This window comes from Streptomyces sp. NPDC058284, from assembly GCF_042881135.1.
Classification (GTDB): Bacteria; Actinomycetota; Actinomycetes; order Streptomycetales; family Streptomycetaceae; genus Streptomyces.
In genome coordinates this window covers 15,050-40,805 of record NZ_JBHVYE010000024.1, presented here as the reverse complement: position 1 = coordinate 40,805, position 25,756 = coordinate 15,050, and the positions used below count along the sequence as shown (strand labels likewise).

General features: G+C 70.6%; 26 protein-coding genes. 20 read left to right on the top strand and 6 right to left on the bottom strand.

Features of this window, described 5'->3' with window-relative positions; all coding sequences use genetic code 11:
* Positions 1-21: 21 nt before the first annotated feature.
* From ACFVYR_RS28200 to pstB, 10 genes are all read left to right on the top strand, one after another.
* Positions 22-438, top strand: a complete 417-nt coding sequence (locus ACFVYR_RS28200) for a GntR family transcriptional regulator (RefSeq protein WP_384261499.1) — start codon at positions 22-24, stop codon at positions 436-438.
* The gene (locus tag ACFVYR_RS28195; protein ID WP_384261496.1) at positions 435-1,349 is read left to right on the top strand and encodes an ABC transporter ATP-binding protein; all 915 of its coding nucleotides are present in this window, start codon (positions 435-437) and stop codon (positions 1,347-1,349) included. The genes ACFVYR_RS28200 and ACFVYR_RS28195 overlap by 4 nt, the downstream gene beginning before the upstream one ends.
* Positions 1,346-2,362 (top strand): hypothetical protein, encoded by a 1,017-nt coding sequence (locus ACFVYR_RS28190; protein ID WP_384261494.1) that lies wholly within the window; start codon positions 1,346-1,348, stop codon positions 2,360-2,362. Before ACFVYR_RS28195 ends, ACFVYR_RS28190 begins: the two co-directional genes overlap by 4 nt.
* 114 nt (positions 2,363-2,476) lie before the next feature.
* The gene (locus ACFVYR_RS28185; RefSeq protein ID WP_384261492.1) at positions 2,477-4,849 is read left to right on the top strand and encodes an RNA degradosome polyphosphate kinase; all 2,373 of its coding nucleotides are present in this window, start codon (positions 2,477-2,479) and stop codon (positions 4,847-4,849) included.
* Complete coding sequence (locus tag ACFVYR_RS28180) at positions 4,830-6,026, top strand: CHAD domain-containing protein (RefSeq protein ID WP_384261489.1); 1,197 nt, start codon at positions 4,830-4,832, stop codon at positions 6,024-6,026. Before ACFVYR_RS28185 ends, ACFVYR_RS28180 begins: the two co-directional genes overlap by 20 nt.
* Positions 6,023-6,457 carry an NUDIX hydrolase gene (locus ACFVYR_RS28175; protein ID WP_384261487.1) on the top strand — a complete coding sequence of 145 codons (435 nt, stop codon included), beginning with the start codon at positions 6,023-6,025 and terminating at the stop codon, positions 6,455-6,457. The genes ACFVYR_RS28180 and ACFVYR_RS28175 overlap by 4 nt, the downstream gene beginning before the upstream one ends.
* Before the next feature lie 207 nt (positions 6,458-6,664).
* Positions 6,665-7,789, top strand: coding sequence for a phosphate ABC transporter substrate-binding protein PstS (gene pstS / locus ACFVYR_RS28170; RefSeq protein WP_384261484.1), 1,125 nt, complete (start codon positions 6,665-6,667; stop codon positions 7,787-7,789).
* Between the two features lie 128 nt (positions 7,790-7,917).
* Positions 7,918-8,940: a phosphate ABC transporter permease subunit PstC gene (gene pstC, locus ACFVYR_RS28165; RefSeq protein WP_384261482.1), complete on the top strand. Its 1,023-nt coding sequence runs from the start codon at positions 7,918-7,920 to the stop codon at positions 8,938-8,940.
* Entirely contained in the window at positions 8,937-10,019 is a 1,083-nt protein-coding gene (gene pstA / locus ACFVYR_RS28160) for a phosphate ABC transporter permease PstA (protein WP_384261480.1), read from the top strand. Before pstC ends, pstA begins: the two co-directional genes overlap by 4 nt.
* A gap of 81 nt (positions 10,020-10,100) precedes the next feature.
* Positions 10,101-10,877: a phosphate ABC transporter ATP-binding protein PstB gene (gene pstB, locus ACFVYR_RS28155; RefSeq protein ID WP_384261477.1), complete on the top strand. Its 777-nt coding sequence runs from the start codon at positions 10,101-10,103 to the stop codon at positions 10,875-10,877.
* Between the two features lie 159 nt (positions 10,878-11,036).
* On the opposite strand, the gene ACFVYR_RS28150 is transcribed toward pstB, so the two are convergent.
* Entirely contained in the window at positions 11,037-12,035 is a 999-nt protein-coding gene (locus ACFVYR_RS28150; protein ID WP_384261475.1) for an anion permease, read from the bottom strand.
* A 9-nt stretch (positions 12,036-12,044) separates the two neighbouring features.
* Positions 12,045-12,665, bottom strand: coding sequence for a DUF47 domain-containing protein (locus tag ACFVYR_RS28145; RefSeq protein WP_268772062.1), 621 nt, complete (start codon positions 12,663-12,665; stop codon positions 12,045-12,047).
* A 233-nt stretch (positions 12,666-12,898) separates the two neighbouring features.
* Between ACFVYR_RS28145 and ACFVYR_RS28140 the strand changes: the two genes are divergently transcribed.
* Positions 12,899-13,306, top strand: coding sequence for a metal-sensitive transcriptional regulator (locus ACFVYR_RS28140; RefSeq protein WP_384261472.1), 408 nt, complete (start codon positions 12,899-12,901; stop codon positions 13,304-13,306).
* Between the two features lie 733 nt (positions 13,307-14,039).
* Here ACFVYR_RS28140 and ACFVYR_RS28135 read toward each other — a convergent pair.
* Together ACFVYR_RS28135 and ACFVYR_RS28130 are read right to left on the bottom strand one after the other, a co-directional pair.
* On the bottom strand, positions 14,040-14,231 hold the full coding sequence (locus ACFVYR_RS28135) for a hypothetical protein (protein ID WP_384261470.1): 192 nt from the start codon (positions 14,229-14,231) through the stop codon (positions 14,040-14,042).
* Positions 14,232-14,395: 164 nt separating this feature from the next.
* Complete coding sequence (locus ACFVYR_RS28130) at positions 14,396-15,229, bottom strand: hypothetical protein (RefSeq protein WP_384261467.1); 834 nt, start codon at positions 15,227-15,229, stop codon at positions 14,396-14,398.
* A gap of 145 nt (positions 15,230-15,374) precedes the next feature.
* On the opposite strand from ACFVYR_RS28130, the gene ACFVYR_RS28125 reads away from it, so the two are divergent.
* Positions 15,375-15,557, top strand: a complete 183-nt coding sequence (locus tag ACFVYR_RS28125; protein ID WP_384261465.1) for a hypothetical protein — start codon at positions 15,375-15,377, stop codon at positions 15,555-15,557.
* 99 nt (positions 15,558-15,656) lie between these two features.
* Entirely contained in the window at positions 15,657-17,261 is a 1,605-nt protein-coding gene (locus tag ACFVYR_RS28120; RefSeq protein ID WP_384261462.1) for an FAD-binding oxidoreductase, read from the top strand.
* A gap of 91 nt (positions 17,262-17,352) precedes the next feature.
* On the opposite strand, the gene ACFVYR_RS28115 is transcribed toward ACFVYR_RS28120, so the two are convergent.
* Complete coding sequence (locus ACFVYR_RS28115) at positions 17,353-18,102, bottom strand: phosphatase PAP2 family protein (RefSeq protein WP_384261460.1); 750 nt, start codon at positions 18,100-18,102, stop codon at positions 17,353-17,355.
* 282 nt (positions 18,103-18,384) lie between these two features.
* Positions 18,385-19,395 carry an NlpC/P60 family protein gene (locus ACFVYR_RS28110; protein ID WP_384261458.1) on the bottom strand — a complete coding sequence of 337 codons (1,011 nt, stop codon included), beginning with the start codon at positions 19,393-19,395 and terminating at the stop codon, positions 18,385-18,387.
* Positions 19,396-19,646: 251 nt separating this feature from the next.
* Between ACFVYR_RS28110 and ACFVYR_RS28105 the strand changes: the two genes are divergently transcribed.
* From ACFVYR_RS28105 to ACFVYR_RS28075, 7 genes are all read left to right on the top strand, one after another.
* A complete protein-coding gene (locus tag ACFVYR_RS28105) occupies positions 19,647-20,069 on the top strand; it encodes a hypothetical protein (RefSeq protein WP_384261455.1) in 423 nt (140 codons plus the stop codon).
* A 33-nt stretch (positions 20,070-20,102) separates the two neighbouring features.
* On the top strand, positions 20,103-20,900 hold the full coding sequence (locus ACFVYR_RS28100; RefSeq protein ID WP_384261453.1) for an ATP-binding cassette domain-containing protein: 798 nt from the start codon (positions 20,103-20,105) through the stop codon (positions 20,898-20,900).
* Positions 20,900-22,207 (top strand): hypothetical protein, encoded by a 1,308-nt coding sequence (locus ACFVYR_RS28095; protein ID WP_384261451.1) that lies wholly within the window; start codon positions 20,900-20,902, stop codon positions 22,205-22,207. The genes ACFVYR_RS28100 and ACFVYR_RS28095 overlap by 1 nt, the downstream gene beginning before the upstream one ends.
* A 19-nt stretch (positions 22,208-22,226) precedes the next feature.
* Positions 22,227-23,060 (top strand): hypothetical protein, encoded by an 834-nt coding sequence (locus ACFVYR_RS28090; RefSeq protein WP_384261448.1) that lies wholly within the window; start codon positions 22,227-22,229, stop codon positions 23,058-23,060.
* 604 nt (positions 23,061-23,664) lie between these two features.
* A complete protein-coding gene (locus ACFVYR_RS28085) occupies positions 23,665-23,913 on the top strand; it encodes a DUF397 domain-containing protein (RefSeq protein WP_384261447.1) in 249 nt (82 codons plus the stop codon).
* A gap of 210 nt (positions 23,914-24,123) precedes the next feature.
* A complete protein-coding gene (locus ACFVYR_RS28080; protein WP_384261444.1) occupies positions 24,124-24,846 on the top strand; it encodes a DUF4232 domain-containing protein in 723 nt (240 codons plus the stop codon).
* Between the two features lie 504 nt (positions 24,847-25,350).
* Complete coding sequence (locus ACFVYR_RS28075; protein ID WP_055570172.1) at positions 25,351-25,659, top strand: hypothetical protein; 309 nt, start codon at positions 25,351-25,353, stop codon at positions 25,657-25,659.
* Positions 25,660-25,756 lie beyond the last annotated feature (97 nt).

Sequence of the window (25,756 nt, the reverse complement as noted above, 5' to 3'; positions counted from 1 at the left end):
GTGAAAGGGTGGTGGAAGGCAGTGGTCGAGTACCGGATCGACCGGCGCAGCGGCGTCGCCACCTATCTCCAGATCGTCCAGCAGACCCGGCAGGCCCTGCGCCTCGGCCTGCTGGAGCCCGGCGACAAGCTGCCCACGGCCCGCGAGGTGGTCGAGGCCACCGCCATCAACCCGAACACCGTGCTGAAGGCCTACCGCGAGCTGGAGCGGGAGGGCCTGGTCGAGGCGCGGCGCGGCCTCGGCACCTTCGTGCGCCGGACATTGGGCAGCGCACCGGCCGACTCGCCGCTGCGGGGGGAGCTCGCCGAGTGGGCCGCGCGGGCGCACCGGGCGGGTCTGGAGAGGGACGACGTGGCGGCGCTGTTCACGGCCGTACTGGAAGAGCAGTTCGGCGAACGGCAGAGCCGAGTTCAGGAACACGAGGGGGACCCCGCATGACCGACACCGCCATAGCGGCGACCGCACTGACCAAACGCTTCGGGCGGGGCCGATACGCCCTGCGGGACTGCACGTTCCGCCTGCCCGCCGGCCGCGTCTGCGCGCTCGTCGGCCCGAACGGCGCGGGCAAGTCGACCCTGCTCACCCTCGCGGCGGGCCTCGACCGCCCCACCGAGGGCACGATCAGCGTCCTGGGCACGGGCCCCGCGAAGGCGCGGGAGCGCATCGCGTACGTCGCCCAGGACAAGCCGCTCCATCCGCAGCTGACCATCGCGGACACCCTGTGGCTCGGCGCCGAACTGAACGCCCACATCTGGGACATGGAGGCCGCCGAACGCATCGTGAGTGTCGGCGGTCTCGACCGCACCACCCGCGTCCGTACCCTCTCCGGCGGCCAGCGCACCCGCGTCGCCCTCGCCCTCGCCCTCGGCAAGCGCGCCGAACTCCTGCTCCTCGACGAGCCGATGGCCGACCTCGACCCGCTCGCCAGGCACCAGCTCATGGGCACCCTGATGGCGGAGGCCGCCGAGCACGGTACGACGGTGGTCATGTCCTCGCACATCGTGAGCGAACTGGCGGACGCCTGCGACTACTTGCTCCTCGTGTCCGACGGCGGCATCCGGCTCGCCGGTGGCATCGACGACCTGATCGGCGCGCACCGCCTGGTCACGGGCCGCGGCCCGGCCGACCTTCTCCACCCGCACACCGTCGTCGAGTCCCGCGCCGCGGGGCGCGGCCTGACCGCGCTGATCCGCACCGAGGGCCCGGTCCCCGACGGGTGGGACGTCGAAGAACCTTCCCTGGAGGAACTGTTGCTGGCCCACCTGCGCGCACCACAGGCGCCGCCGCTCCTCTCCCCCGGCAGCACGCCCCGGGAGCACGGTGCGCGGGATCTGGGGGTGTCCGCGTGACCGCGACGACGACCGTGCCCGCCGAGCGGCAGGGCCGCCGTGCCGCCTTCGCCCTCCCGGGCCCGTACCGCGCGGTGCTGCGCCAGCACCGCACGGCCCTGTGGATCCTGTTCGGCCTGTTCGCGCTCGGCGCCGCCGCACTGGCCGCCGACCGGCTGTGGGTGGGCCACGCGGCCGACGTCTTCGCGGCGACGGACTGCGTCATCAGCAAGACCACGCCGGACTGCGGCGGCCCGGTTCGCGGCTACCTCGACGCCGAGCTCCAGTTCGGCAGGAACCTCGACTACGCGGGCATGGCCATGCTCGGCCTGCCCTGCCTGATCGGGGCGTTCGTGGCGGGCCCGATCGTCGCGCGGGACCTGGAGTCGGGCACGTACAAATGGGCGTGGACGCAGTCGGTCACCCCGGCCCGCTGGCTCGGCGCCCGGCTTGCCGTGTGTGCCGGGCTCATGGTGAGCGGAGTGGTCCTGTTCACCGCGGTCCAGCGCTGGGCGTGGTCCACCGGTCCCGAGCTGGAGTACGTCCGGGGGGCCTGGTACGAGCGGGCCATGTACGGCTCCCTGGGCACGGTCGGCATCGGGTACGCCCTGCTCGGCCTCGCCATCGGCGCCCTCACCGGGCTCCTGGTGCGCCGCGTGCTGCCCGCGATGGCGGTCGCCACGGCCGTCACCTTGGGCGTGATCGTCCTGCTGCCGCTGGCCCGCCCCCACCTGTGGGCCAGCGAGACGGCGACCTGGGCCCGCACGTATTCCGGGGCCACCACGCCCAACTTCGGGCTCCCACTGGAACACGGCATGCTCAGAGTCGACGGAGAACGGCTCCCGGACTCGCTGTGCTGGAGCCCGGACCCGGAAAGGTGCTACGACGAACACCAAGTCACCGGCTGGTACTCCGACTTCCACCCCTCGTCGCACTTCTGGCCCCTCCAGCTCGTGGAGACCGGCATCCTGCTGGCCCTGGCCGCCGCCGTCACCTACGCGGCATTCCGCCTCCTGCGCCGCCGCGCGGCCTGAACCGTACGGTCACCGAAGGCCCCCGCGCCGTGGACGCCCGGGGGCCTTCGGCCGATGTCCCGCACGTCATGTCGCCGTAACCGCTCATTCAGACAGGCTTGCGACGCTCGCTCAATGCAGCCCGCCGAGCCCGACCCGTCCCCGGAGAACGGGAGCGCTTCCCAGGCAAACGGGAAGCTCCACCTCGCTCCCGCGCTCTCCGACGCGCCCATCGTCGTGCCCGGGCGGAAGAATGGCCGTATGAGCCAGCAGAACACGCAGGGACTTGTCCAGCACGCCCAGCCTTCCGTGGGTTCCATCGCCGCGCACCGCCCGGCCACCATCGCCGCCACCGTCTCCGACCTCGACCCCGACATCGACGCCGACCTCGACGCGTACGACGAGGACGCCGCGGTCGGGCACGACGGCGCCGAGCTGCCGCAGGGCCGTTTCCTGGACCGGGAGCGCAGCTGGCTCGCCTTCAACGAGCGGGTGCTCGAACTCGCCGAGGACCCGCAGACCCCGCTGCTCGAACGGGCGAACTTCCTGGCGATCTTCGCCTCGAACCTCGACGAGTTCTTCATGGTCCGCGTCGCGGGGCTCAAGCGCCGCATCGCGACCGGCGTCGCCACCCGATCGGCCTCGGGGCTCCAGCCCCGCGAGGTCCTCGAACTCATCTGGAACCGCTCCCGCGAGCTCATGGCCCGGCACGCCGCCTGCTACCAGGACGACGTCGCGCCCGGCCTCGCCGACGAGGGCATCCACCTGGTGCGCTGGCACGAGCTGACCGAGAAGGAGCAGTCCCGGCTCTTCACGCTCTTCCGGCAGCAGATCTTCCCCGTCCTGACCCCGCTGGCCGTGGACCCCGCGCACCCCTTCCCGTACATCTCGGGGCTCTCCCTGAACCTCGCCGTGGTGGTCCGCAACCCGGTCTCCGGACACCAGCACTTCGCTCGCGTGAAGGTTCCTCCGCTGCTCTCGCGGTTCCTTGAGGCGTCCCCGCAGCGCTACGTCCCCATAGAGGACGTCATCGCCGCGCCCGCGCACCTCCAGGAGCTCTTCCCCGGCATGGAGATCCAGGAGCACCACATGTTCCGGCTCACCAGGAACGAGGATCTCGAGGTCGAGGAGGACGACGCGGAGAACCTGCTCCAGGCCCTGGAGAAGGAGCTCATGCGGCGCCGCTTCGGGCCGCCGGTGCGTCTGGAGGTCGAGGAGTCCATCGCCCCGAACGTGCTCAGCCTGCTGGTGCGCGAGCTGAAGATCAGCGAGGCCGAGGTGTACCCGCTGCCCGGCCCACTCGACCTCACCGGCCTCTTCAGCATCGCCAAGCTGGACCGGCCCGAGCTGAAGTACCCCAAGTTCGTGGCGGGCACCCACCGCGACCTCGCCGAGGTCGAGTCGGCGTCCGCGCCCGACATCTTCGCCGCCCTTCGCGAACGCGACGTACTCCTGCATCACCCGTACGACTCGTTCTCGACGTCCGTGCAGGCGTTCCTTGAGCAGGCCGCGTCCGACCCGGACGTGCTCGCCATCAAGCAGACGCTGTACCGCACCTCGGGCGACTCCCCGATAGTCGACGCGCTCATCGACGCCGCCGAGTCCGGCAAGCAGGTCCTCGTCCTCGTCGAGATCAAGGCGCGCTTCGACGAGCAGGCCAACATCAAGTGGGCCCGCAAGCTGGAGGAGGCCGGCTGCCACGTGGTCTACGGCATCGTCGGCCTGAAGACCCACTGCAAGCTCTCCCTCGTCGTGCGCCAGGAGGGCGAGACCCTCATCCGCTACTCGCACGTGGGCACCGGCAACTACCACCCCAAGACCGCCCGCCTCTACGAGGACCTGGGCCTGCTCACCTCCAACGCGGAGGTCGGCGCGGACCTCTCCGACCTCTTCAACCGGCTCTCCGGCTACTCGCGCCGCGAGACCTACCGCCGGCTGCTCGTAGCCCCCAAGTCCCTGCGCGACGGTCTCGTCTCCCGCATCGAGAAGGAGATCCAGCACCACAGGGCGGGCCGCCCCGCCCACGTCCGCATCAAGGTCAACTCGATGGTCGACGAGGCCATCGTGGACGCGCTGTACCGCGCGTCGCAGGCGGGCGTGGAGGTGGACGTGTGGGTGCGCGGCATCTGCGCGGTGCGCCCCGGCGTCGAGGGGCTCTCGGAGAACATCCGCGTACGCTCCGTCCTCGGCCGCTTCCTCGAGCACTCCCGCGTCTTCGCCTTCGGCAACGGCGGCGAACCGGAGGTGTGGATCGGCAGCGCCGACATGATGCACCGCAATCTCGACCGCCGTATCGAGGCGCTGGTCAGGGTCCAGGACCCGGCGCACCGGACGGCCCTCAGCCGGCTCCTGGAGACCGGCATGTCGGACACCACCGCCTCCTGGCACCTGGGCGCGGACGGCAACTGGACCCGCCACGCGGCGGACCCGGAAGGCCAGCCCCTGCGGAACGTACAGGAGATGCTCATAGACGCCCGGAGGCGCCGGCGTGGCACAGCAACACCGTGAGATGACGACGGACACCGATACGCGGCCGGGGCCGGGACAGGGGCCCGCGGGCGATGCCCTGACGGCCTACCTCCAGGACCGGGCGACGGACTTCCTCCGCTCGCTGCGGCTGCACCGCGAGGCCTCGACGGACGCGCAGGGTGCCGAGGAGGCCCTGGAGGCGGCCCGCTCGCTGCGGCGCGCGGCCCGCCGCATCGGCGGCACGCTGCACACGTTCCGGCCGCTCCTGGACGCGGAGTGGTCCGCCTCGCTCCGCCCCGAACTGGCCTGGCTCTCGGGCACGTTGGCCCAGGAACACGCCTACGCGACGCGCCTCGAGCGCCTCCTTGAGGCGCTGCACCGGCTGTCGGGGGTGCCGGAGGCGCCGCTGCCCGCGACCGCACCGCGTGCGGCGGCCGTCGCCGCCGTGTCCGCAGGCCCCGGCACCCCCGCGGGCAGGCGTTCCGCCGGAAGTCCGTCCCGGCCGGCGGGGCACTGGGGGAGGAACGGCTGGGCGCAGCCCCAGTCGCCGTCGCAGCCGCAGAATGCGGTGCCGGGGTCGCGTGACGAGAGCGCCGCCCCGCGCGGCCTCGCGGTGGGCGCGGCCAAGGCCGCGGCTCTCCTCGAACGGCAGCTGACCCTCGCCCGGACGCGGGCCCACTCCACCGCCCTCCAGGCCCTCGGCTCCTCCCGCTTCCACGCCGTCGCGGACCACGTGGCCGTGCTGGCCAGCGAGGTCCCGTTCAGCGGCGCCACGGACGACCTGGAGCGCCTGGCCGCCGCGGCCGGGGCGAACCTCGCCGAAGCGGTCGCCGTGCTCCCCCTCGGCCAGGCGGGCCACCCCTACAACGCGGGCGCGCTCGTCCACGGCCTCGCGGCCGACGCGGCCCCCGACGCGCAGGACGCCCCCTGGCTGAAGGTCCGCTCGCTGCTGCGCCTGCACCGGTACGCCCAGGAGGTCGTCCTCGGCCACGCGTCCCCGGAGCCCCGCCTCGCGGACGCCGGACACGCCCTGAACGTCCACCGCGAGGCGGCCTCAGCGGCGGCCGCGGCGGCGCACGCGGCCCGCACCCCGCGCATCGCCCCGGCCACCGCTTACGCCCTGGGTGTGCTCCACGCCGATCAGCGCCACGATGTGGAGGCGGCACGTTTCGCCTTCCAGCAGGCGTGGCTGCGCGAGGAGGTGCGGGCCCAGTGACGTACGACGCGCGGGAACGGACCGTGCTGGCGGCGGGCTGCGTCCTGTGGCGCCCGGCGCCCGCCGACGACGGTGGCGGCGGCATCGAGATCGCCCTGGTCCACCGCCCCAAGTGGTCCGACTGGTCCCACCCCAAGGGCAAGCTCAAACGTGCGGAATCGGCCGCCGACGCGGCCGTACGGGAAGTCCTTGAAGAGACCGGCATGCGGTGCGAGCTCGGCACGGAGCTGTCCACGGCCCGTTACCGGGACGCCCAGGGGAACCCCAAGGAGGTGCGCTACTGGGCCGCGGAGGCGGTCGGCGGCACCTTCGTGCCCAACTCCGAGGTCTCGCACCTGCGGTGGCTCTCCCCGGAGGCGGCCCGCCGGCAGCTGACCCGCCCGCGCGACGCGGACCTGGTCAGCGAGCTGCTCGCCGTGCTGCACCCGTAAAGCAACTTACCTCCCTCACTCGGCGCACGCGAGCCACTACTTTTCGTAGCGAAACACCTAACCAGGCCGACCGCCGAGGTTCACCCGCCGTTCACTCGTGCCCATCGGCCGCTTCACTTGCCCTGCCTAATTTCGGCCTTACAACACGACGCAAGTCATCGCACGCCGCCAGCAAAGGGTCGGCGGCTCCCGGAAGGAAGACCCGAAGTGAAGCTTCAGCGCAAGAACCGGCTCCGCGCCCTCTCCCTCGGCGCCCTCGCCGTCTCCGGCGCCCTGGCCCTCACGGCGTGCGGCTCCGACGACACGAGCGAGGGTGGCGGCGGCAAGGAGACCAACGCCAACGCCAACATCAAGTGCGAGGACGCCAAGGGCCGGCTCGCGGCCTCCGGCTCGTCCGCGCAGAAGAACGCGATCGACGCCTGGCGGAAGGTCTACACGACCAACTGCAAGGACGTGCAGCTGAACTACAACCCGACGGGCTCGGGCGCCGGTATCACCGCGTTCACCCAGGGCCAGACCGCGTTCGCCGGTTCCGACTCGGCGCTGAAGCCCGAGGAGATCGAGAAGTCGAAGAAGGTCTGCACGGGCAGCCAGGCCATCGACCTGCCCATGGTGGGCGGCCCGATCGCCATCGGCTACAACGTCCCCGGCGTCGACAGCCTGACCCTGGACGCCAAGACCCTGGCCGACATCTTCAACGACAAGATCAAGAGCTGGGACGACAAGGCGATCGCGAAGCTCAACCCCGACGCCAAGCTCCCCAAGACCAAGATCCAGGCCTTCCACCGCTCCGACGAGTCCGGCACCACGGACAACTTCACCAAGTACCTGAAGGGCGCCGCCCCCAGCGCCTGGCCCTACGAGCCGGGCAAGTCGTGGGAGCCCAAGGGCGGCCAGTCCGCGAACGGCTCCGCCGGTGTCTCGGGCCAGGTCAAGCAGACCCCGGGCGCCATCTCGTACTTCGAGCTCTCCTACGCCGGTGAGGGCGTCAAGACCGTCGACGTGAAGACGGGCGCCAAGGAGCCGGTCAAGGCCACCGTCGAGAACGCCTCCAAGGCGATCGCCGAGGCGAAGATCAAGGGCAAGGGCAAGGACCTCGCCCTCGACCTGAACTACAAGCCGACCGCCGAGGGCGCCTACCCGATCACCCTGGTGACGTACGAGGTCGTCTGCGAGAAGGGCAACAAGGCGGAGACGCTCGCCGCCACCAAGTCCTTCCTGACCTACATCGCCAGCGAGGACGGCCAGAACGTCCTCAAGGAGAACGACTACGCGCCGATCCCGGCCGAGATCATCACCAAGGTCCGCTCCACCGTCGCGAGCCTGAGCTAGCTGAACCGAGTGCGGCCGGCCCCGCCACGCCAGACACCCTCTGGGGCCGGGCCGGCCGCACCGTCCGGTGCACCGCCGCCACGGAGCGCCTGCGTCACGCACGGCAGCTCCGCAGACCGGAGAACCCCATGGACATACCCAGCAACACGACCGCACCTCCACCCGTCGACGACGTCAGGCCGACGGCCCCGGTGAGCAAGGCGGCCGCCCGCGGCGCCACCCGCCCCGGCGACCGGATCTTCCTCGGCCTCTCCCGCGGCTCCGGGATAGCACTCCTGGTGATCATGGGCGCGATAGCCGCGTTCCTCACCTACCGCACGGCCCTCGCCCTCTCCGACAACACGGGCAACTTCCTCACCACCTTCGAATGGGACCCGGCCGGTTCCTCCACCGGCGGCAAGCCGTACTTCGGCATCGCCGTCCTGGTCTTCGGCACCGTGGTGAGCTCGGTGATCGCCCTCCTGATCGCGGTCCCCGTCGCCATCGGCATCGCGCTCTTCATCTCGCACTACGCGCCGCGCAAGCTGGCGGGCCCCATCGCGTACGTGATCGACCTGCTGGCCGCCGTGCCCTCGATCGTGTACGGCCTGTGGGGCGCCCTCGTGGTCGCCCCCAACCTCACCGGCCTCTACAGCTGGCTCGACGACTACCTCGGCTGGACCGGCGTCTTCGAGTACCAGGGCGGCGCCCCGCGCTCCCTGATGACCGTCGGAATCCTCCTCGCGATCATGATCCTGCCGATCATCACCAACGTGAGCCGCGAAGTCTTCCTCCAGGTCCCGAAGATGCACGAGGAGGCCGCGCTGGCCCTCGGCGCCACGCGCTGGGAGGTCATCCGCATGTCGGTGCTGCCCTTCGCCCGCTCCGGCATCATCTCCGCCTCGATGCTGGGCCTCGGCCGCGCGCTCGGCGAGACGATCGCCGTCGCCACCGTGCTCTCCCCGACCTTCCTCATCAACGCGTCCGTGCTCGACTACGGCGGCGGCACCTTCGCACAGAACATCGCCAGCAAGTTCAACGAGGCCAGTGAGTACGGGCAGGACGCGCTCATCGCCTCCGGCCTGGTCCTGTTCCTCATCACGCTGCTGGTCAACGGCGCGGCCCGCCTGATCATCGCGCGCCGCAAGGAGTACTCGGGGGCCAACGCATGAGCACCACGACACCCACCCCGGCCGGGCCGTCCCCGAGCCTCGTCAAGCGGCCGAGCACGCTCCGGGCCGCCAGTCTCCCGCGCTGGTCCCCCGCGGCCGTCGCGCTCGGCTCGGCCGCCGTCGCGGTCGCCGTCGGCGCCGGGTTCGGCCTGGACAGCCGCGTCCAGTGGGGCCTGATAGCCGCCCTGCTCTTCATCGCCGGTTCGTACGTCCTCGCCGTCACCGTCGAGGGCACCAGGCAGGCCAAGGACCGCCTCGCCACCTCACTGGTCTGGGTCATGTTCCTGCTGGCCGTCGTCCCGCTGGCCTCGCTGATCTACGAGACCGTGCAGCGCGGCAGCAAGGTCTTCGACTTCTACTTCCTGAGCCACTCCATGGGAGTCGTCTCCGACGACGAGGTCGGCGGCGGTGTCTACCACGCGCTCATCGGCACCCTGGAGCAGGTGCTCCTGGCCTCCGTGATCGCCGTCCCGATCGGCCTGCTCACCGCGGTCTACCTCGTCGAGTACGGGCGCGGGAAGCTCTCCAAGGTCGTCACGTTCTTCGTGGACGTCATGACCGGCATTCCCTCGATCGTCGCCGGTCTCTTCGTCCTCAGCTTCTGGATCCTGATCCTCGGCTTCGACTTCTCCGGCTGGGCCGGCGCCATGGCGCTCGCCATCCTGATGATGCCGGTGGTCGTGCGCTCCACCGAGGAGATGCTCAAGCTCGTCCCGAACGAGCTGCGCGAGGCCTCGCTCGCCCTCGGCGTACCGAAGTGGCGCACCATCCTCAAGGTCGTCCTGCCCACCGCGATCGGCGGCATCACCACCGGCATCATGCTCTCGGTGGCCCGCATCGCCGGTGAGACGGCGCCGGTCCTGCTCCTGGTCTGGGTGAACCCCCTGATCAACACGAACCCCTTCGAGGGCTCGCAGGCGTCGCTGCCGCTGTACATCTACCAGCAGTACGCGGCGGGCAACGACGCGTCGTACGACCGCGCCTGGGCCGCGGCCCTCACGCTCATCGGCTTCATCATGATCCTCAACCTGGCGGCCCGCGGTGTAGCCCGCTGGAAGGCCCCGAAGACGGGCCGCTAGGCATCCGTCGGCAGGCTCCGCCGACGAAGGCCGTGTCAGCGCCCCTCTCGCACCAAAGACTTGAAAGAAGCAGTGATCCCCATGGCCAAGCGAATCGACGTTTCGGGCCTGACGGCCTACTACGGTTCCCACAAGGCGATCGACGACATCTCCATGACCGTGGAGCCCCGCTCCGTGACGGCCTTCATCGGCCCGTCCGGCTGCGGCAAGTCCACGTTCCTGCGCACCCTGAACCGCATGCACGAGGTCACCTCCGGGGGCCGCGTCGAGGGCAAGGTGCTCCTGGACGACGAGGACCTGTACGGCAGCGGCGTGGACCCGGTGGCGGTGCGCCGCACGGTCGGCATGGTCTTCCAGCGCCCGAACCCGTTCCCCACGATGTCGATCTTCGACAATGTCGCGGCGGGCCTGAAGCTCAACGGCTCGTACAAGAAGAGCGAACTGAACGACGTCGTCGAGAAGTCCCTCAAGGGTGCGAACCTCTGGAACGAGGTCAAGGACCGCCTCAACAAGCCGGGCTCCGGCCTCTCCGGCGGTCAGCAGCAGCGGCTGTGCATCGCGCGGGCGATCGCGGTCGAGCCCGACGTGCTCCTCATGGACGAGCCCTGCTCGGCCCTCGACCCGATCTCGACGCTCGCCATCGAGGACCTGATCGGCGAGCTCAAGGAGCGCTTCACGATCGTCATCGTGACGCACAACATGCAGCAGGCGGCCCGCGTCTCGGACCGCACCGCCTTCTTCAACCTCGCCGCCGTCGGCCAGCCCGGCAAGCTCGTCGAGATCGACGAGACGGAGCGGATCTTCTCCAACCCCTCGGTGCAGGCGACCGAGGACTACATCTCGGGCCGCTTCGGCTAGGCCGGCGCCCGGTGTGACTCCCCGCGGTGCTGCATGGCGGTGCCACCGCAGGGACAACAAGAAGGGCCCGCCCCTGGCTCCCGGGGGCGGGCCCTTCCGTGTCCCGTCAGGGGCGCGGGGAACTGCGCGACCAGCCACGACGGCCGCGCAGGCAGAGAGCTACAGGAAGGCGAGGTCGACGGCCCAGAAGCTGACCGCCGCGACCAGGGCCGCCGCAGGCATGGTGATGAACCAGCCCAGAATGATGTTCTTGGCCACGCCCCACCGCACCGCGTTGACCCGCTTCGTCGCGCCCACACCCATGATCGCGGACGTGATGACGTGCGTCGTCGAGATCGGCGCGTGGAACATGAACGCCGTGGTGAACATGATGCCCGCGCCGGTCGTCTCGGCGGCGAAGCCCTGCGGCGGGTCCAGCTCGATGATCTTGCGGCCGAGGGTACGCATGATGCGCCAGCCGCCCGCGTACGTACCGAGCGAGAGCATCAGCGCACAGGCGATCTTGACCCAGATCGGGATGGGCGCGTCCGCGCTCTGCACGTCGGAGATGACGAGCGCCATCACCACGATGCCCATCGTCTTCTGCGCGTCCTGAAGGCCGTGGCCCAGCGCCATACCGGCCGCCGACACCGTCTGCGCGATACGGAAGCCGCGCTTGGCCTTGTGCGGGTTGGACTTGCGGAACATCCACATGATCGCGCACATGACCAGGTAACCGGCGACGAGGCCGATCACCGGCGACAGGAACATCGGGATGACGATCTTGTCGACGACACCGGACCAGATGACCCCGATGCCGCCGGCGAGCGCCGCTCCGACCATGCCGCCGAACAGCGCGTGCGACGAGGAGGAGGGCAGCCCGAAGTACCAGGTGATGAGGTTCCACACGATGGCGCCGATGAGCGCCGCGAAGAGGATCCACATCCCCTTGTTGCCGTGCGGGGTCTCGATGATCCCCTCGCTGACGGTCTTGGCGACCCCGCTGCCCATGAAGGCACCGGCGAGGTTCATCACCGCGGCCATGGCGAGCGCCGCGCGGGGCGTCAGCGCACGGGTGGAGACGGAAGTGGCGATGGCGTTCGCGGAGTCGTGAAAGCCGTTCGTATAGGTAAATCCGAGCGCGACGCCGATGGTCACGATCAAGGCAAAGGTGTCCATGGCGGTGCCTCAGGACTCCTTGACCGCGATGGTCTCCACGGTGTTCGCCACGTGCTCGAAGGCGTCGGCGGCCTCCTCGAGGACGTCCACGATCTGCTTGAGCTTCAGCACCTCCATGGCGTCGTACTTGCCGTTGAAGAGCTGCGCGAGGAGCTTGCGGTGGATCTGGTCGGCCTGGTTCTCCAGGCGGTTGACCTCGATCCAGTACTCGGTGAGGTTGGCCATGGTCCGCAGGTTGGGCATGGCCTCCGCCGTGAGTTCGGCGGCCCGCGCGAGCACCTCGATCTGCTGCTCGACGCCCTTGGGAAGCTCTTCGACCTGGTAGAGGACGACCAGGTCGACGGCCTCCTCCATGAAGTCCATGATGTCGTCCAGGGACGACGCGAGGTTGTAGATGTCCTCGCGGTCGAACGGCGTGATGAAGGAGGAGTTCAGCTGGTGGAAGATCGCATGCGTGGCGTCGTCTCCCGCGTGTTCCGCGGCCCGCATACGCTCTGCGATCTCGGCCCGTGCGGAAGAGTCCGCTCCGAGCAGTTCCATGAGGAGCTTCGAGCCCGTGACGATGTTGTCCGCGGATGCGGCGAACATGTCGTAGAAGCTCGTCTCCCTGGGGGTCAGACGAAAGCGCACGTGGGGTCCTCGGGGTGCTTTGGATGCGGTCAGGCTGATGCTAGGCGCATCATCCGGCCACGGCTAACCGGCCGCCCCCCAGTGTCGCCCATCAGGCACAGTGATCAGCACACCCCCCGAGAAATCGGCTACCATATACCCTACGGGGGTATATGGACCCGCAGAGATGCGGGTACGTCCGACGGGGCTCCCGTAGTGACGACCCTCGCAGTGCAGACCAGGAGGAGGACGCGATGACGACCACCGAGGCGGCCGACGCGGCTGTGCCCGACGCGGCTGTGCCCGACGCGGGTGCGGGCGGCGCGGGTGCGGGCGGCGCGGGTGCGGCCGAAGCGCCCACCACCGACCACGACCGCGGGGTGCACGGGTACCACCACCAGAAGGCCGAACACCTCAAGCGGCTGCGCCGCATCGAGGGCCAGGTGCGGGGCCTGCAGCGGATGGTCGAGGAAGACGTCTACTGCATCGACATACTCACGCAGGTCTCGGCGAGCACGAAGGCGCTGCAGTCCTTCGCGCTGCAACTCCTCGAGGAGCACCTGCGGCACTGCGTGGCCGACGCGGCGGTCAAGGGCGGCACGGAGATCGACGCGAAGGTGGAAGAGGCGACGAAGGCGATTGGGCGGATGCTCCGCACGTAGGGCTCCCGCCGGGGGAAGCGGGTACGGGGTGTGCGTGGGCCGGGGCCCGGTCGCCGTACTCCTGGCGGGGCGCCGCACCGGAGTGGGTGACCACGGGCATCGCGCACCCGGCCGCGGCCCACACGGGCCGGTGACCGAGGGACCCTGCCCCACGGCGTCACCACGCGCCCGCTCCGCGAGCTTTTCCGCCCGCACACTGGAGCCTGCACCCCAACGGCGAAGCGTGCCCGCTCCGCGGGCTTTTCCCCACCCGCCCGCCCGGCCGGACCCGGGCCACCGCTGCAACCCGCCCTACTCCACGGGCTCACCCTGACGGCACCCCGTCCCCGCTCCGCGGGCTTCTCCGCCCGCACACTGGAGCCTGCACCCCAACGGCGAAGCGTGCCCGCTCCGCGGGCTCTTCCCCACCCACCCGCCCAACCGGACCTGTACCCCCGCTACAACGCGCCCCGCCCGTCTGTCGGGCCCCGCGCCGCGCCCCCGCCCTGCGGACTCACCACCGCCCGCCCCCGACCGGGCCTGCGCCACCAGGCAACGCCTGCCCGTTCCTTTCGCTCACCGCGCGGTGCGGGGTGAACGGGTGGGTGGGTGGGATGGATCGCCGCGCAGCGGCGGACAGGAATGCCTAGAACGAACCCGCAGCGCAGCGCAGCGCAGCGCAACGCAGCCCAGAGCAACGCGAAGCAACCACGACCCGCAGAGCGACAGAGAACCGCCGAGCAGCAACGAACCGCTAAAGGGAGTCCTCCGGGTAGCAACCCGGATCCCCCGCGTCGGCAACCCGCAACACCTCATCGATCCGGTCAAAGCTCAACCGCTCCGCCGCCGCACTCGCCGCGATCATGAGCTCCCCGCACAGTTCGATCTCGGCGAGGGCGACGTGGTCCTGAACCGCCGTACCGCCACGCATCGGAGCCACGTTCATCACCTCTTCCTGACTCGCGTACCGACCGGCCCTGCCCACCCGCCGTCTCGGCCCGCGTACCCGTCCCCGCCTACCCGTCCCCACCGGTACCGACTTCCTAGGGTAGGGAGCGGCGTACGTGGCGCGCATGGCACAGACGGACCATTTCCACCAGCCACACGCGACTACTGCTCGGCGATCTTTCCGGCGAAGATGTCCTTCTCGGCCGGAAGTCGTACCCGCGCCGGCGCCCCGAAGTCGAAGAGCAGCGTGGTCGACGCCACGTTCGCGTCGGCCACGGCGAACCGCTGACGCAACTTCCGCACACGCCCCCGCTCGTCGAGGAAGACGTCGAACGGCACGCTCCCCCTGCTGAACCCTTTCGCCGCCGCCGCACCCAGCGCCCCGCGCTGACCTGCGGAGGCGGCCCGAGCGGCGGCACGCAGGTCCACGACTCCGCGGTAGTGCCGCACCTGGGTCCCACCGACCCGCTCCTCCCCCACGAACCCCACCTTCCTCGCCCCGCGCAGCAGTTCCGCCGCAGCGAGGGGATCCGTGGCTCCGCCGGTGACGAGGTTCCCGTCGGAGAGCGAACGTGTCTCGATCCGCACCCACTTGTCCGCCGGCACCCCGGCCCCGCGGTTCTTCATGAAGAGCGCGCCCGCGGTCAGCAGCTCGGTGATGGGCCGGTGCTCCTCCTGGCCCGCGGGATCCTGCGGCAGCACCACCTCGAACCGGCCGAGCTGGCGCCGGTAGTCGTAGGCACCGGTGCCCCTGATGGTGACGCGGGTGCCTCCGCTGGCCATCTCCATGGACGTGTTCGCCTTCGAACTGCCCGCCCGCACCAGCGAATCGGCGGCCTGCCGCACCACGTCGTCGGGGTCGGCGGCACCGCTGCCGTCGGCGGCGGCGCCGGTGTTCGAACATCCGGTGGCGACGGCGATGAGTCCCGCCACCGAGACCACGGCGGCGACCACCGCGTCCGATCCGCCCGCGCGCCGCATGTGCCGCTGCACCATCGCCTGCCTACCCCCAAGCGTCCCGCGCCTGTCGTGGCCGTTCCTTGCGTCCCTCACATAACGACCTGTCCGTTGACCCGTCACGCGGACGCCTCGTGAACGCGACCGCCAACGGCCGTTCACCCACGCTCGATACGGTGACCGTGTGGCCGATCAGCAAGTCCCTCCCGTCACCCCGGACACCCCGGACCCCGCGCCCCACCGCACGACAACGGTCGAGAAGGGCCGCTTCATCGCGGCCCACTGCGCCTGCGGCTGGCGCGGCCCCGCCCGGCGGGCCCGCAGCAAGGCCCGTACGGACGCGGCCGAACACGAGGAATCACCCTGACCCCACCGGGCACCCGTTCCCCGAACCTCCATCCGTCCGTCCGGAACCCCCGGGCCCCGCACACCGTCTCGTTCTCCGGGAAGCAACGGGAGGCGCGTCATGGAACGACGTACGTTCATCGGCACGACGGCGGCCGCGCTGGCCGCGGCGACGGTCGCGGGCTGCACGGGCAAGGGCGCGGACGGCACCGCGTCCCGCAGCGCAAGCGGTACCGCGGCCACCGGCAGCGGTACCGGCGGCAGCAGCACCCCCATCAGGACGGCCAACGCCTCCGCGTCCGCGTCCGCCTCCTCCCCCGCCACCCTCAAGGCCCTCGCCCGCGATCTGGACGGCCTCCTCGTCCAGCCCGGCGAGGCCAATTGGGCGGCGGCGCGCCAGCTCTACAACACGCGCTTCGACGACCTGAAGCCGACCGCCGTCGCCTACGTCGCGCACCCGGACGACATCCGCACCGCCCTCGCGTACGCCCGCGCCCACCGCACCCCGGTCGCGATACGCAACGGCGGCCACTCCTACGCGGGCTGGTCATCCGGCACCGGCCGGCTGATCATCGACGTGTCGAAGCTGAGCCGGATACGGGCGAGCGGGAGCACCGCCACGATAGGCGGCGGCGCCAAGCTCATCGACGTCTACCGTTCGCTCGCTGCGAAGGGCGTCACCATCCCCGCGGGCTCCTGCCCGACCGTCGGCATCTCCGGGCTCACCCTCGGCGGCGGCCACGGCGTGGTCTCCCGGGCGTACGGCCTGACCTGCGACAGCCTCACCTCCGCCACGCTGATCACGGCGGACGGCAAGCAGCTCACCGCCTCCAAGTCCGAGAACAAGGACCTCTTCTGGGCGCTGCGCGGCGCGGGCAACGGCAACTTCGGCGTCGTCACCGAGCTGACGTACCGTACGCATGCCGCGCCCCAGGGCGTCTCCGCGTACATGACCTGGCCCTGGTCGAAGGCAGCGGCGGTCGTCAAGGCGTGGCAGGCGTGGGGGCCCGACCAGCCGGACGAGATCTGGTCCTCCCTCCACCTGGCGAACACCCCGGGCGGCACCCCGACCGTCTCCGTCGCCTGCTTCTCCCTCGGCACGTACGGCGAGCTGCAGAACGCCGTCGACCGCCTCGCCGACAAGATCGGCGCGCCCGCCCGCAGCGTCTCCTTGAAGCGGCGTACGTACGAGGAGGCGATGGAGGTGTACGCGGGCTGCTCGTCGTTCCCCACCGACGCCCAGTGCCACCTGTCCGGGGCGATCCCGGGACGCAGCGGGCAGGGCGCGCTCAACCGGGAGACGTACGCGGCCAGTTCGGACTTCTTCGACCGTTCGCTCTCGGCGGCGGGCATCCGCGCGCTGCTGTCGCAGATCGAGAACGTGACGGGCGCGAGCGCGGGCAGCATCGCACTCACCGCGCTCGGCGGCGCCATCAACCGCGTCGACCCGACCGCGACGGCCTTCGTGCACCGGCGCTCGCGCATGCTGGCGCAGTACATCGCGTCGTGGCGCGCGGGCACGTCCGGCAAGCCCGCGCAGGCATGGCTGAAAAAGGCGCACGGGGCGATGGGGCGGTACGCGTCCGGGGCGGCGTACCAGAACTACACCGACGCGACGCTGACGAACTGGCGCGAGGCGTACTACGGGGACGCGGCGCCACGCCTGAAGAAGCTGAAGAAGCAGTACGACCCGGCGCGGTTCTTCGACTTCCCGCAGGCGCTGTAGGAACGCGGGGGGGGGCGGCGTACGTACCGGTACACCGGTACCGACGGGCTGCGAGCCTGTCTGCGAAGCCCCGCCTGCGCAGCGGGAACCGCTACGCCGCGAGATCCCGCTCGTCCGGATCCGCCGCGGCTCCTGACGGCGAGGGCGATGACGGCCGCGACGCCGACCGTGACGCCGCCGCCGTACCGCTCAGCGACGCCGTGACCGGCCCGGCCTTCCGGTCCCACACCAGCCGGCCCGCGTACCGGGTCCGCCCGATCGCCTTGGCGAGGGGCGTGAGCAGCGCCATGGCGAGCGGCGAGAGGAGCAGGACGACGGCGGTGCCGAGCGCGAAGCCGCCGACGACGTCCGTCGGGTAGTGCACGCCCATGAAGACGCGGCAGAAGCCTTCGAGGACGGCGAGGCCGAGGCCTACGAGGCCGAACTTCCGGTTGGCGACGAAGAGTCCGGCGCCGACGGCCATGGCGAGCGTCGCGTGGTCGCTGACGAAGGAGTAGTCGTTCTTGCCGTCGGCGAGGAGTTCCAGGCCGCGGTGGTCGCGGAATGGACGCGGTCGTTCCACGAAGCTGCGGATGGGGATGTTGACCAGTACGGCGAGGCCGGCGGCGAGCGGCGTCCAGACGACGGCGGCGACCGAGGAGGCGGCGTCGTCGAGGGTGGCGCGCCTGCGCTGGCCCCACCAGCACCACACCACGAGGAGCACGAGGGCGAGCAGCAGGCCGTACTCCCCGACGAACGCCATGGCGCTGTCGAGCCAGGACGGGGAGTCCTTCGCCAGGCCGTTGATGTCGTAGAGCAGGCTGACATCGGGGTTCGACCCGGATTCATCGAGTCCAGCCATGGCGCTGCGGCCCCTTGTCTCCTAGCCCATGGGCGCACGTTTCTGTGCGCCCGTCCATCAACCCCCGTGGTCGGTCCAGTCAAGGGAACCCCTATCCCCTGTTCTCCGTTCCACTCTCCACTGAAAGATCACTGAGACGTTACCGAAGAGAGACTCGTCGCCGCAGCTCAGGGGAGTGTTCTAACCGAGAGTTCAAGCCACGTCACACCGTGCGTCCGGCTCCGCATATCCGTCCGCACATCCGTGTGGCGAAGCTCCAGGCATCCCCGGCCGCGCGCGTCGTCAAACCTCCGACGGCTTGTCCGGCAAGGCCTTGGCGCCGTCCTCCGTGACCCGCGTCGCGCCGAAGTAGTCGGGCGTGTCGACCGGGTCGAAGCGGATCACGGCGCCGGGCCGCGGCGCGTCGATCATGTATCCGCCGCCGACGTAGATGCCGACGTGCCGGATGGCGCGGGAATTGGTGAGGTCGTCGGAGAAGAACACCAGGTCGCCGGGGAGCAGTTCGTCCCTCTTGGGGTGCGGGCCCGCGTTGTACTGGTCGTTGGCGACGCGCGGCAGGGTGATGCCGACGGTGCGGTAGGCGGCGAGGGTGAGCCCCGAGCAGTCGAAGCGGCCGTTCTGCTCGGCGGTGCCGTTACCACCCCACAGGTACTCGGTGCCGAGCTTCTTCTGTGCGTAGTAGATGGCCCCGGCCGCCTGCCGGGAGGGCGCGACCCGGCCGACGGGCCGGGCGAAGCTCTTGGACAGGTTCGTGATGGTCTTCACGTAGTTCTGGGTCTCGCTGTAGGGCGGTACACCGCCGTACTTGATGACGGCGTAGGCGCCCGCGTTGTACGCGGCGAGCATGTTCCTGGTCGGGTCGCCGGGGGCGTCCTTCACGTATCCGGCGAGCTTGCAGTCGTACGACGCCGCGGACGGGATGGCGTCCTGGGGGTCCCAGATGTCGCGGTCGCCATCGCCGTCGCCGTCGAGGCCGTGCGTCGCCCACGTACCGGGGATGAACTGCGCTATGCCGAGCGCCTGGGCCGGGCTCTTGGCCCGCGGGTTGAAGCCGCTCTCCTGGTAGAGCTGCGCGGCGAGCAGGGCGGGGTTGATCGCCTTGCAGAGATTGCCCCACTTCTGCACGAGGGGCTGGTAGGTGGCGGGCACGGCTCCCTTGGCGAGCCCCACGGACTCACCCGTGGCCCCGCCCGCGAGGCTCCCCGCGGCCATGTACGTCCCGACGACGAGCAGCGCGACGAAGCCGGCGGCACCGCTCGTCCCGACGGACGCGATCAACCACGCCTTACGCACCGTCAACCACCCCTCACCCGCCGGTAGCCCAACGGCGCTCAGTGTAGAGGTCCGGTACGACAACAGGGTGGATCAGACAGGGAGCATCGGTGCACGCCCGCGGGTGTCCATACACCAGCCCATCCCTGCGGCGACCTGAAAGTGATCAACGGCACAGCCGAAAAGATGACCGGCGGACGATCGGATTCCTCCTTTACGGTGAGCGCCGACCAATCAGTTACGGCCAAGTAGGCGTGATTTTAGGAGAGTTCATGCGCAAGGTTTTGACGGGGAAGCGCAAGCTCGCGGTCCTGGGCGCACTGACGGCGGTCGCCATCGGCGTGCCCACTGTGGGTGCGGTGGCCGCGGAGATCAGCGGGAGCAGGCTGCCGTTCGCTCTCGCCACCGCGGGCAGCAAGGAGGACGGTGACCGCTGGAAGGGCAAGAGCAGCGGTCACGCCAAGGTCTGCGGCGATGTCCCGGTGAACGACACGCGGACGTTCAGCGCGTACATCTATCAGGACAAGAACCTCCGCCCCGACCCGAAGATCACCAGCACCTCCCGCAGCTACAAGCAGGCCTACGGCTGCGGCGGTTACAAGGGCACCAGCACGAGTGGCAAGTACTACACCAAGGCCACCTGGGCGGGCATCCCCGGCAGCCGGGCCTACGGTTACGTGAACGCCCAGAACTGATCCACTACTGAAGGCTCAGGACTCAGGAATCACGTGAGCACTCCCCACAGCCCCGCCGCGACCGGCTCCCAGCCGGTCGCGGCGGTCGCGGACGTCACCGTCCAGTACGGCTCGACGACCGCCCTCGACGACGTATCCCTCACCTTCCCCGCCGGGGTCACCGGCCTCCTCGGACCCAACGGCGCTGGGAAAAGCACCCTGTTGTCCCTGCTGAGCACGGCGCGCAGGCCCAACTCCGGTACGGTCACCCTCCTCGGTGAAGAGGCCCCCGGCCGGGCCCGCGTGCAGCGCCTGCGACGGCGGATCGGGGTGCTCCCGCAGTCCTTCGGGTTCTACCCCCGCTTCACCGTCATGGAGTTCACCGAGTACGCGGCGTGGCTGCGCAAAGTGCCGGCGGCGCAGCGGCGCGAGCGGGCCCGCGAGGCGCTGCGCCTGGTGCAGATGGAGAAGTACGCCGACCGCAGGATGGGCGCCCTGTCCGGCGGCATGCTGCGCCGCGTCGGCATCGCCCAGGCCATGGTCAACGAGCCCTCCCTGGTCCTCCTCGACGAGCCGACGGTCGGCCTCGACCCGGCCCAGCGCGTCGGATTCCGCTCCCTCATCCAGGAGTTGGGCGATCGGTGCGCGGTGGTGATGAGCACCCACCTCGCCGAGGACGTGGCTCATGTGTGCGACCGGGTCGCCGTCCTCCTCGAAGGCACGGTCCGGTTCACGGGGACGGTCGCCGAACTGTGCGCCCTGCCGCCCGACGCCGAGGAGACGCAAGTCGACGGGGGAGCCGTGGAAGCCGGATATCTGCATCTGGCCGGAACGGAAGCGGTGGCCAGCTGATGCGCGTCCTGCTGACCGAGATGCGCCGCGGCGAGGCCAAATGGGCCGCCGCGCTCATGGGAGCCGCCGGCGTCTACTACCTCAGCGCGGAGAGCCCCGGCGAGAGCGACTGGATCGGCTGGTGGAACCAGACGAGCCTCCAGGTCCAGCTCTTCTCGGTGATCGTGATGGGTTCCGTGATGAGCGCCGCGGCCGCCTGGGGCGCGGGCCGCGCCTTCCGCCACCGCACCAGGGTCTGGGCCGACACCGCCGCACGCGGTGGCTGGTCCCAGGCGCTGCTGCTCTGGCTCGCGGTGTGGCTGTGGGCCCTGATCGCGTACGCCGTCCTGATCGCCGTAGCGTTCTCGCGGACCGCGGGCGTCAGTGATGTCTACGAGCCCGCGTGGACACCGCTGCTGCTCGGCGCGGGAATGATGGGCCTGGAGATCGCCGTCGGCGTCGCCATCGGCTCGGCGCTCCCCTCCCGTGTGATCGCCCCCTTCGCGGGGATCTTCTGGTACGGCCTCTTCGTCTTCGTCGCGTTCGTCCCCGACACCCCGCTCGACAAGCTGTTCCCTGCGATAGACGAGTTCTGGAGCTCGGAGTTCGAGCCGAACACGACCCGCATGCTGATCGCCGCCGCCTGGTGCCTGACGTTCGGCCTTGCCCTGACCGCGCTCCCCGCGCTGTGGCGCCGCGCCGCGCTCGCACCGCGCCCGCTCGCCCTCGGGGCGCTCACGGTGGTCGCGCTGGTCGCGGGCGGCACGCTCGTGGCGTTCCGCACGCCGGTGCCCGACTCGTACTGGGCGGTGCGCAAGGAGCAGCCCGCGCAGCCGCTCTGCGCCGCGAGCGGCCGCACCAAGGTATGCCTGTGGCCGGAGGACCGCCATCTGCTTCCGCAGGCCCGCGCCGCCGTACGCACCGTCGACTCCGGCCTCGGTGACCTCTCCAACCTCAACCGCGCCTTCTACGCCAGCGGTCTCAAGCGCCCTGCGGGCCACACCGCCGAACTCCCCCTGATGACCCCCGCGGAGAACCAGGCCGACCTGACGGACGCCATGTTCTCCGCCGCCCTGCCCCAGCCCACGTCACCGGAGTGCGCCCCCCACCTCCTCAAGAAGGCGGGCGGCTATCCGGACACCTTCCTCTTCGAAGCGGCCGTACGCTCCCGCATCGGGGCGCCCGGCGAGTACTACGGCGAGGAGTTCGGCCGCGCCCTGGAGCGGATCACCGACGCGCCGCGCGCGAAACAGGACGAGTGGATCGAGGCCGCGGCCGACGACATCCGCGCGTGCAAGCCCGTCCCCGAGCTCCCCTCGTCTCACTGAGCGAATCGACCGTGCCGCTATGACCCCCACGAACCCCACACCGAACACCCCGACCGACCCCGAGAACCCCGCACCGAGCCCCCCGGCCGCCCCCGGGAGCCCCACGCCGAGCCCCCCGGCCGCCCCCGAGAACCCCGCACCGAACACCCCGGCCAACCCCGAAATCCCCGCACCGAACACCCCGGCCAACCCCATGAACCCCGCCCCTCGGGCAAGCCGGTCGCGCGACCTCCGCCTGAGCGCCGCTCTCGCCTTCGTACGCTGCCGGGGCCTGCCCCGCGCCGCGAGCGCCGCGCTGCTCGTCGCCCTGGCGGCGACCGCCTTCGTGGGGCAGCGCGTGGCGGTACCGGAGTTCCGCTACCTGGTCGACTTCAGCGTGCCGGTGGCCGAAGTCGTCCCGCTCGCCCACGCGGTCATCCTCGCCACCACACTGTTCTCCCCCATGGCCGACCTGGAACAGACCTCGGCCCAGCCGATGATCCGCCACCGCAGCCTGTACCTCCTCGCCCTCCTCGCCCTGGCCCTCGGCCTGAGCGCCCTGCCACTGCTCGCCGGCGCCACGGGCGAGGTCTTCGCCTCGGCGGCCCGCAACGTCATCGGCTACCTGGGCCTCGCCATGCTCAGCGCCCGCCTCTTCGGCAGCGGCCTCGCCTGGCTGCTCCCCCTGGCCGTGTTCGGCCCCACGCTGCTCCTCGGCGTAGCCAGCGACAACACCCCCGAGCCCTGGGCCTGGTCACTCCACCCCGCCTCCAGCACCTCGGCCGCGACCGTAGCCGCAGCCCTCTGGCTGACGGGCGCGTGCGCGTCGGCGACAGCGGGACCACGGCAGACGGAGCGGGCGGAGCAGAACTGACCTTGCCCCGGCTTGCCGGGTCCTCGGTCCCCGGTCCCGCCGCTCCCCCGCCACGGGGAGCCGGGCGTGACCTCGGCCCACAGCAACTTCCCCGCGCCCACGCTTCCCACCGGGTAGGCCCCCCACCGATGTGCGCGTTGTTCAGCAACTCCCCCGCCGGCAACTCGGCGGAAGGCACGAGTTCGCCGAGCCCGTACGTCTCCAGGACCGCCCGCAGGGTGACTCGGGCGATGCGAGGGGCTCTGGGATCGTGGGGGAGTTGGAGGGTGCAGGTCCAGGGCGGGGATACGGTTGGGTGCATGGAAATCCCGTTCTGGGCGGGGAGTTGCCGGGTGGTTCCCAGTGCTGATCCGCAACGCCAAACGGGGCGCAGGCGCCGAAGCGGCCTGAGGGGACGTGGGGGTATGTGCGCACGGAGCACCTCGCCCGCGATAGCGCCATTGTTCGTGCAGCGTGGCGCAGGGATAGCGAGTACGCACATACCCCCGCGGCCCCGCCCCACAGACGCACCCAAGGCGCAGACCCCCGCCAAAGCGAAGCCGCACACGCACACGCAACCGCAACCGCCTACGAAAACGCACAGGAAGGGACGCCCACCCCAGCCATGACCGAGACCCCGAGCCCCAAGCCCATCCCCGCCGACCTCGACTGGATCCGCGCCGCCCCCGAGGACGAGCAGGGCCCCGGCCCCTGGATCGAGATCGCCTTCGGCGCGGACGACGCCGTCTACCTCCGCGAGACCAGCGACCCGGACAACGTCGTCACGACCAACCGCAAGAAGTGGGACGCCTTCGTACTCGGCGTACAGGCCGGAGAGTTCGACCACTTCGTGGAAGGGTCCGACCTTTCCTGACGCCCGCGCGTCCCACGACAGCGTTCCAGGGAGGAGGCGTTTCCGCAGGTCAGACCCGGTGCGAGCATTCCAGCGTTCCTGATCACCCGGCGCCCCTTGCCCCGTCGCGGCGGCACCCGCTTCGCTGGTCACCAGGCCGGACGACACGGCCTCGCAGAACGGCCCAGCGCACCTGCTCACGCCACCGCTCACTCACCCACGGGGTCCCTCATGAAGCACGCCCACGCCACCAAGACGCTCCTCGCAGGCCTCGCCCTGATCAGCACCCTGGGCCTGACCGCCTGCAACGGTGACGACGGCAGCACGGACGCGGCCCCCGCAGGCTCCTCCAGCGGCCAGGCGAACGGGGGCGGCAGCAGCAGCGACGGCTCCAGCGGCTCCACCGAGGACAGCACCGGCAACGGCGGCAGCGGCAGCGGTGGCAGCACCGGCGGGAAGGGCAGCGACACCGGCACCGGTGACGGCCAAGGCACCGCCGCGGGCGCCGGTTCGAACAACGGCGGCAAGGTCGGCATGTGCCGCAGCGACGAGCTCGAGGTGACGGCCACCGACAACTCCACCGACAAGACGGAAGGCGTCGTCACCGTCCAGTTCAAGAACGGCGGCGGCCGCGACTGCTCGATCAACGGCTACGCGGGCGTCGACCTGAAGGCCGCCACCGGCGACACCGTTTCCGTGGACCGCAACGGCGAGCAGGCCCGCCCCTCGGTCCTCAAGGACGGCGAGTCCGCCGCCTTCAATATTACGTTCGCCATCAACAACACCGGCGGCTCCGGCGTACGCATCGCCAAGATTCTCGTGACGCCGCCGAACGAGACGAAGACCGTCACCATCGCCTGGCCCGCCGGCACGCTGCCGGTGAGCGAGGACGGTGGCGGCACCGAGCTGGCCATCGGCCCGGTCGTCAAGGCCAGCGATTCCCCCGCGGGCTGAGGTAGCCAAGCAGACCCCTGCGATCAGCGAAGGTGCTGGTCACAGGGGTTTCCTGCGTTCAGGCACCGTTCGAGCACCCGCCACGCCCGATGGACGGGCGCGCACTCAACCAAGGCCGAGGGTGAGTGAATTGAGCGACGGTGACCGGAGGCGTCCGCGGCCCCCGGCGCCCTCCACAAGTCAGCCATCGCACGCGCACGAGCCGACGGCGCAAAGTCCAGCTCTGCCTGCCGCTTCGGTGACCGTTCCCGCGCAACCCGTGGGTCCAGCGGGGCTCGGGTCACTTAACACCTGGTCAGAGGCACGCCGGGCCGTCATTGCCCGGCGTCGTACCGCGTGATACACAGAGTAACCGGGCGTCATGTGCGAGGAAGCGCACGAAGTCAGCCAACGAATGGCGCCAAGGCGGCATGCGCAGGCCGGTTTGTCGGCGAGAATGAGCTGTCCTCTGTACTGAGGTAGGCAGAGGTGACAGAACAACCCACTAGGGGCGGTGAGTTACACATGCTTATGGCAGCCGAAAAGGGCGACATCACCACCATCATCGGCGGGATCGCCCCCGACTGGGGTCCCTTCGGGAGCCTGGGCAACGAGGCACGCGTGATGATCGAGGTCGTGATGGCCATCGCGATCCTCCTCTGTCTGGGCATCGCGATCTGGGGCGCCGCGAAGCAGCGCATCGGTGCGACGGCGCTGCGCGACACCTTCAGCGCGGAGCAGGGCAAGGGACTGATCATCGCGGGCCTGACCGGCGTCTTCATCATCGGTTCGCTCGGCACGCTCTTCACGATCGTCTACGGCATGGCGGTCTAGTACGGCCCGGCGCAGGCCGGCGGTCCCCCGCTCGCCTCCGCCTCCCCTCCCCTCCCCCCACCGACGTCCCCTTCTCCCTGTCCCCACTCCCCCACCC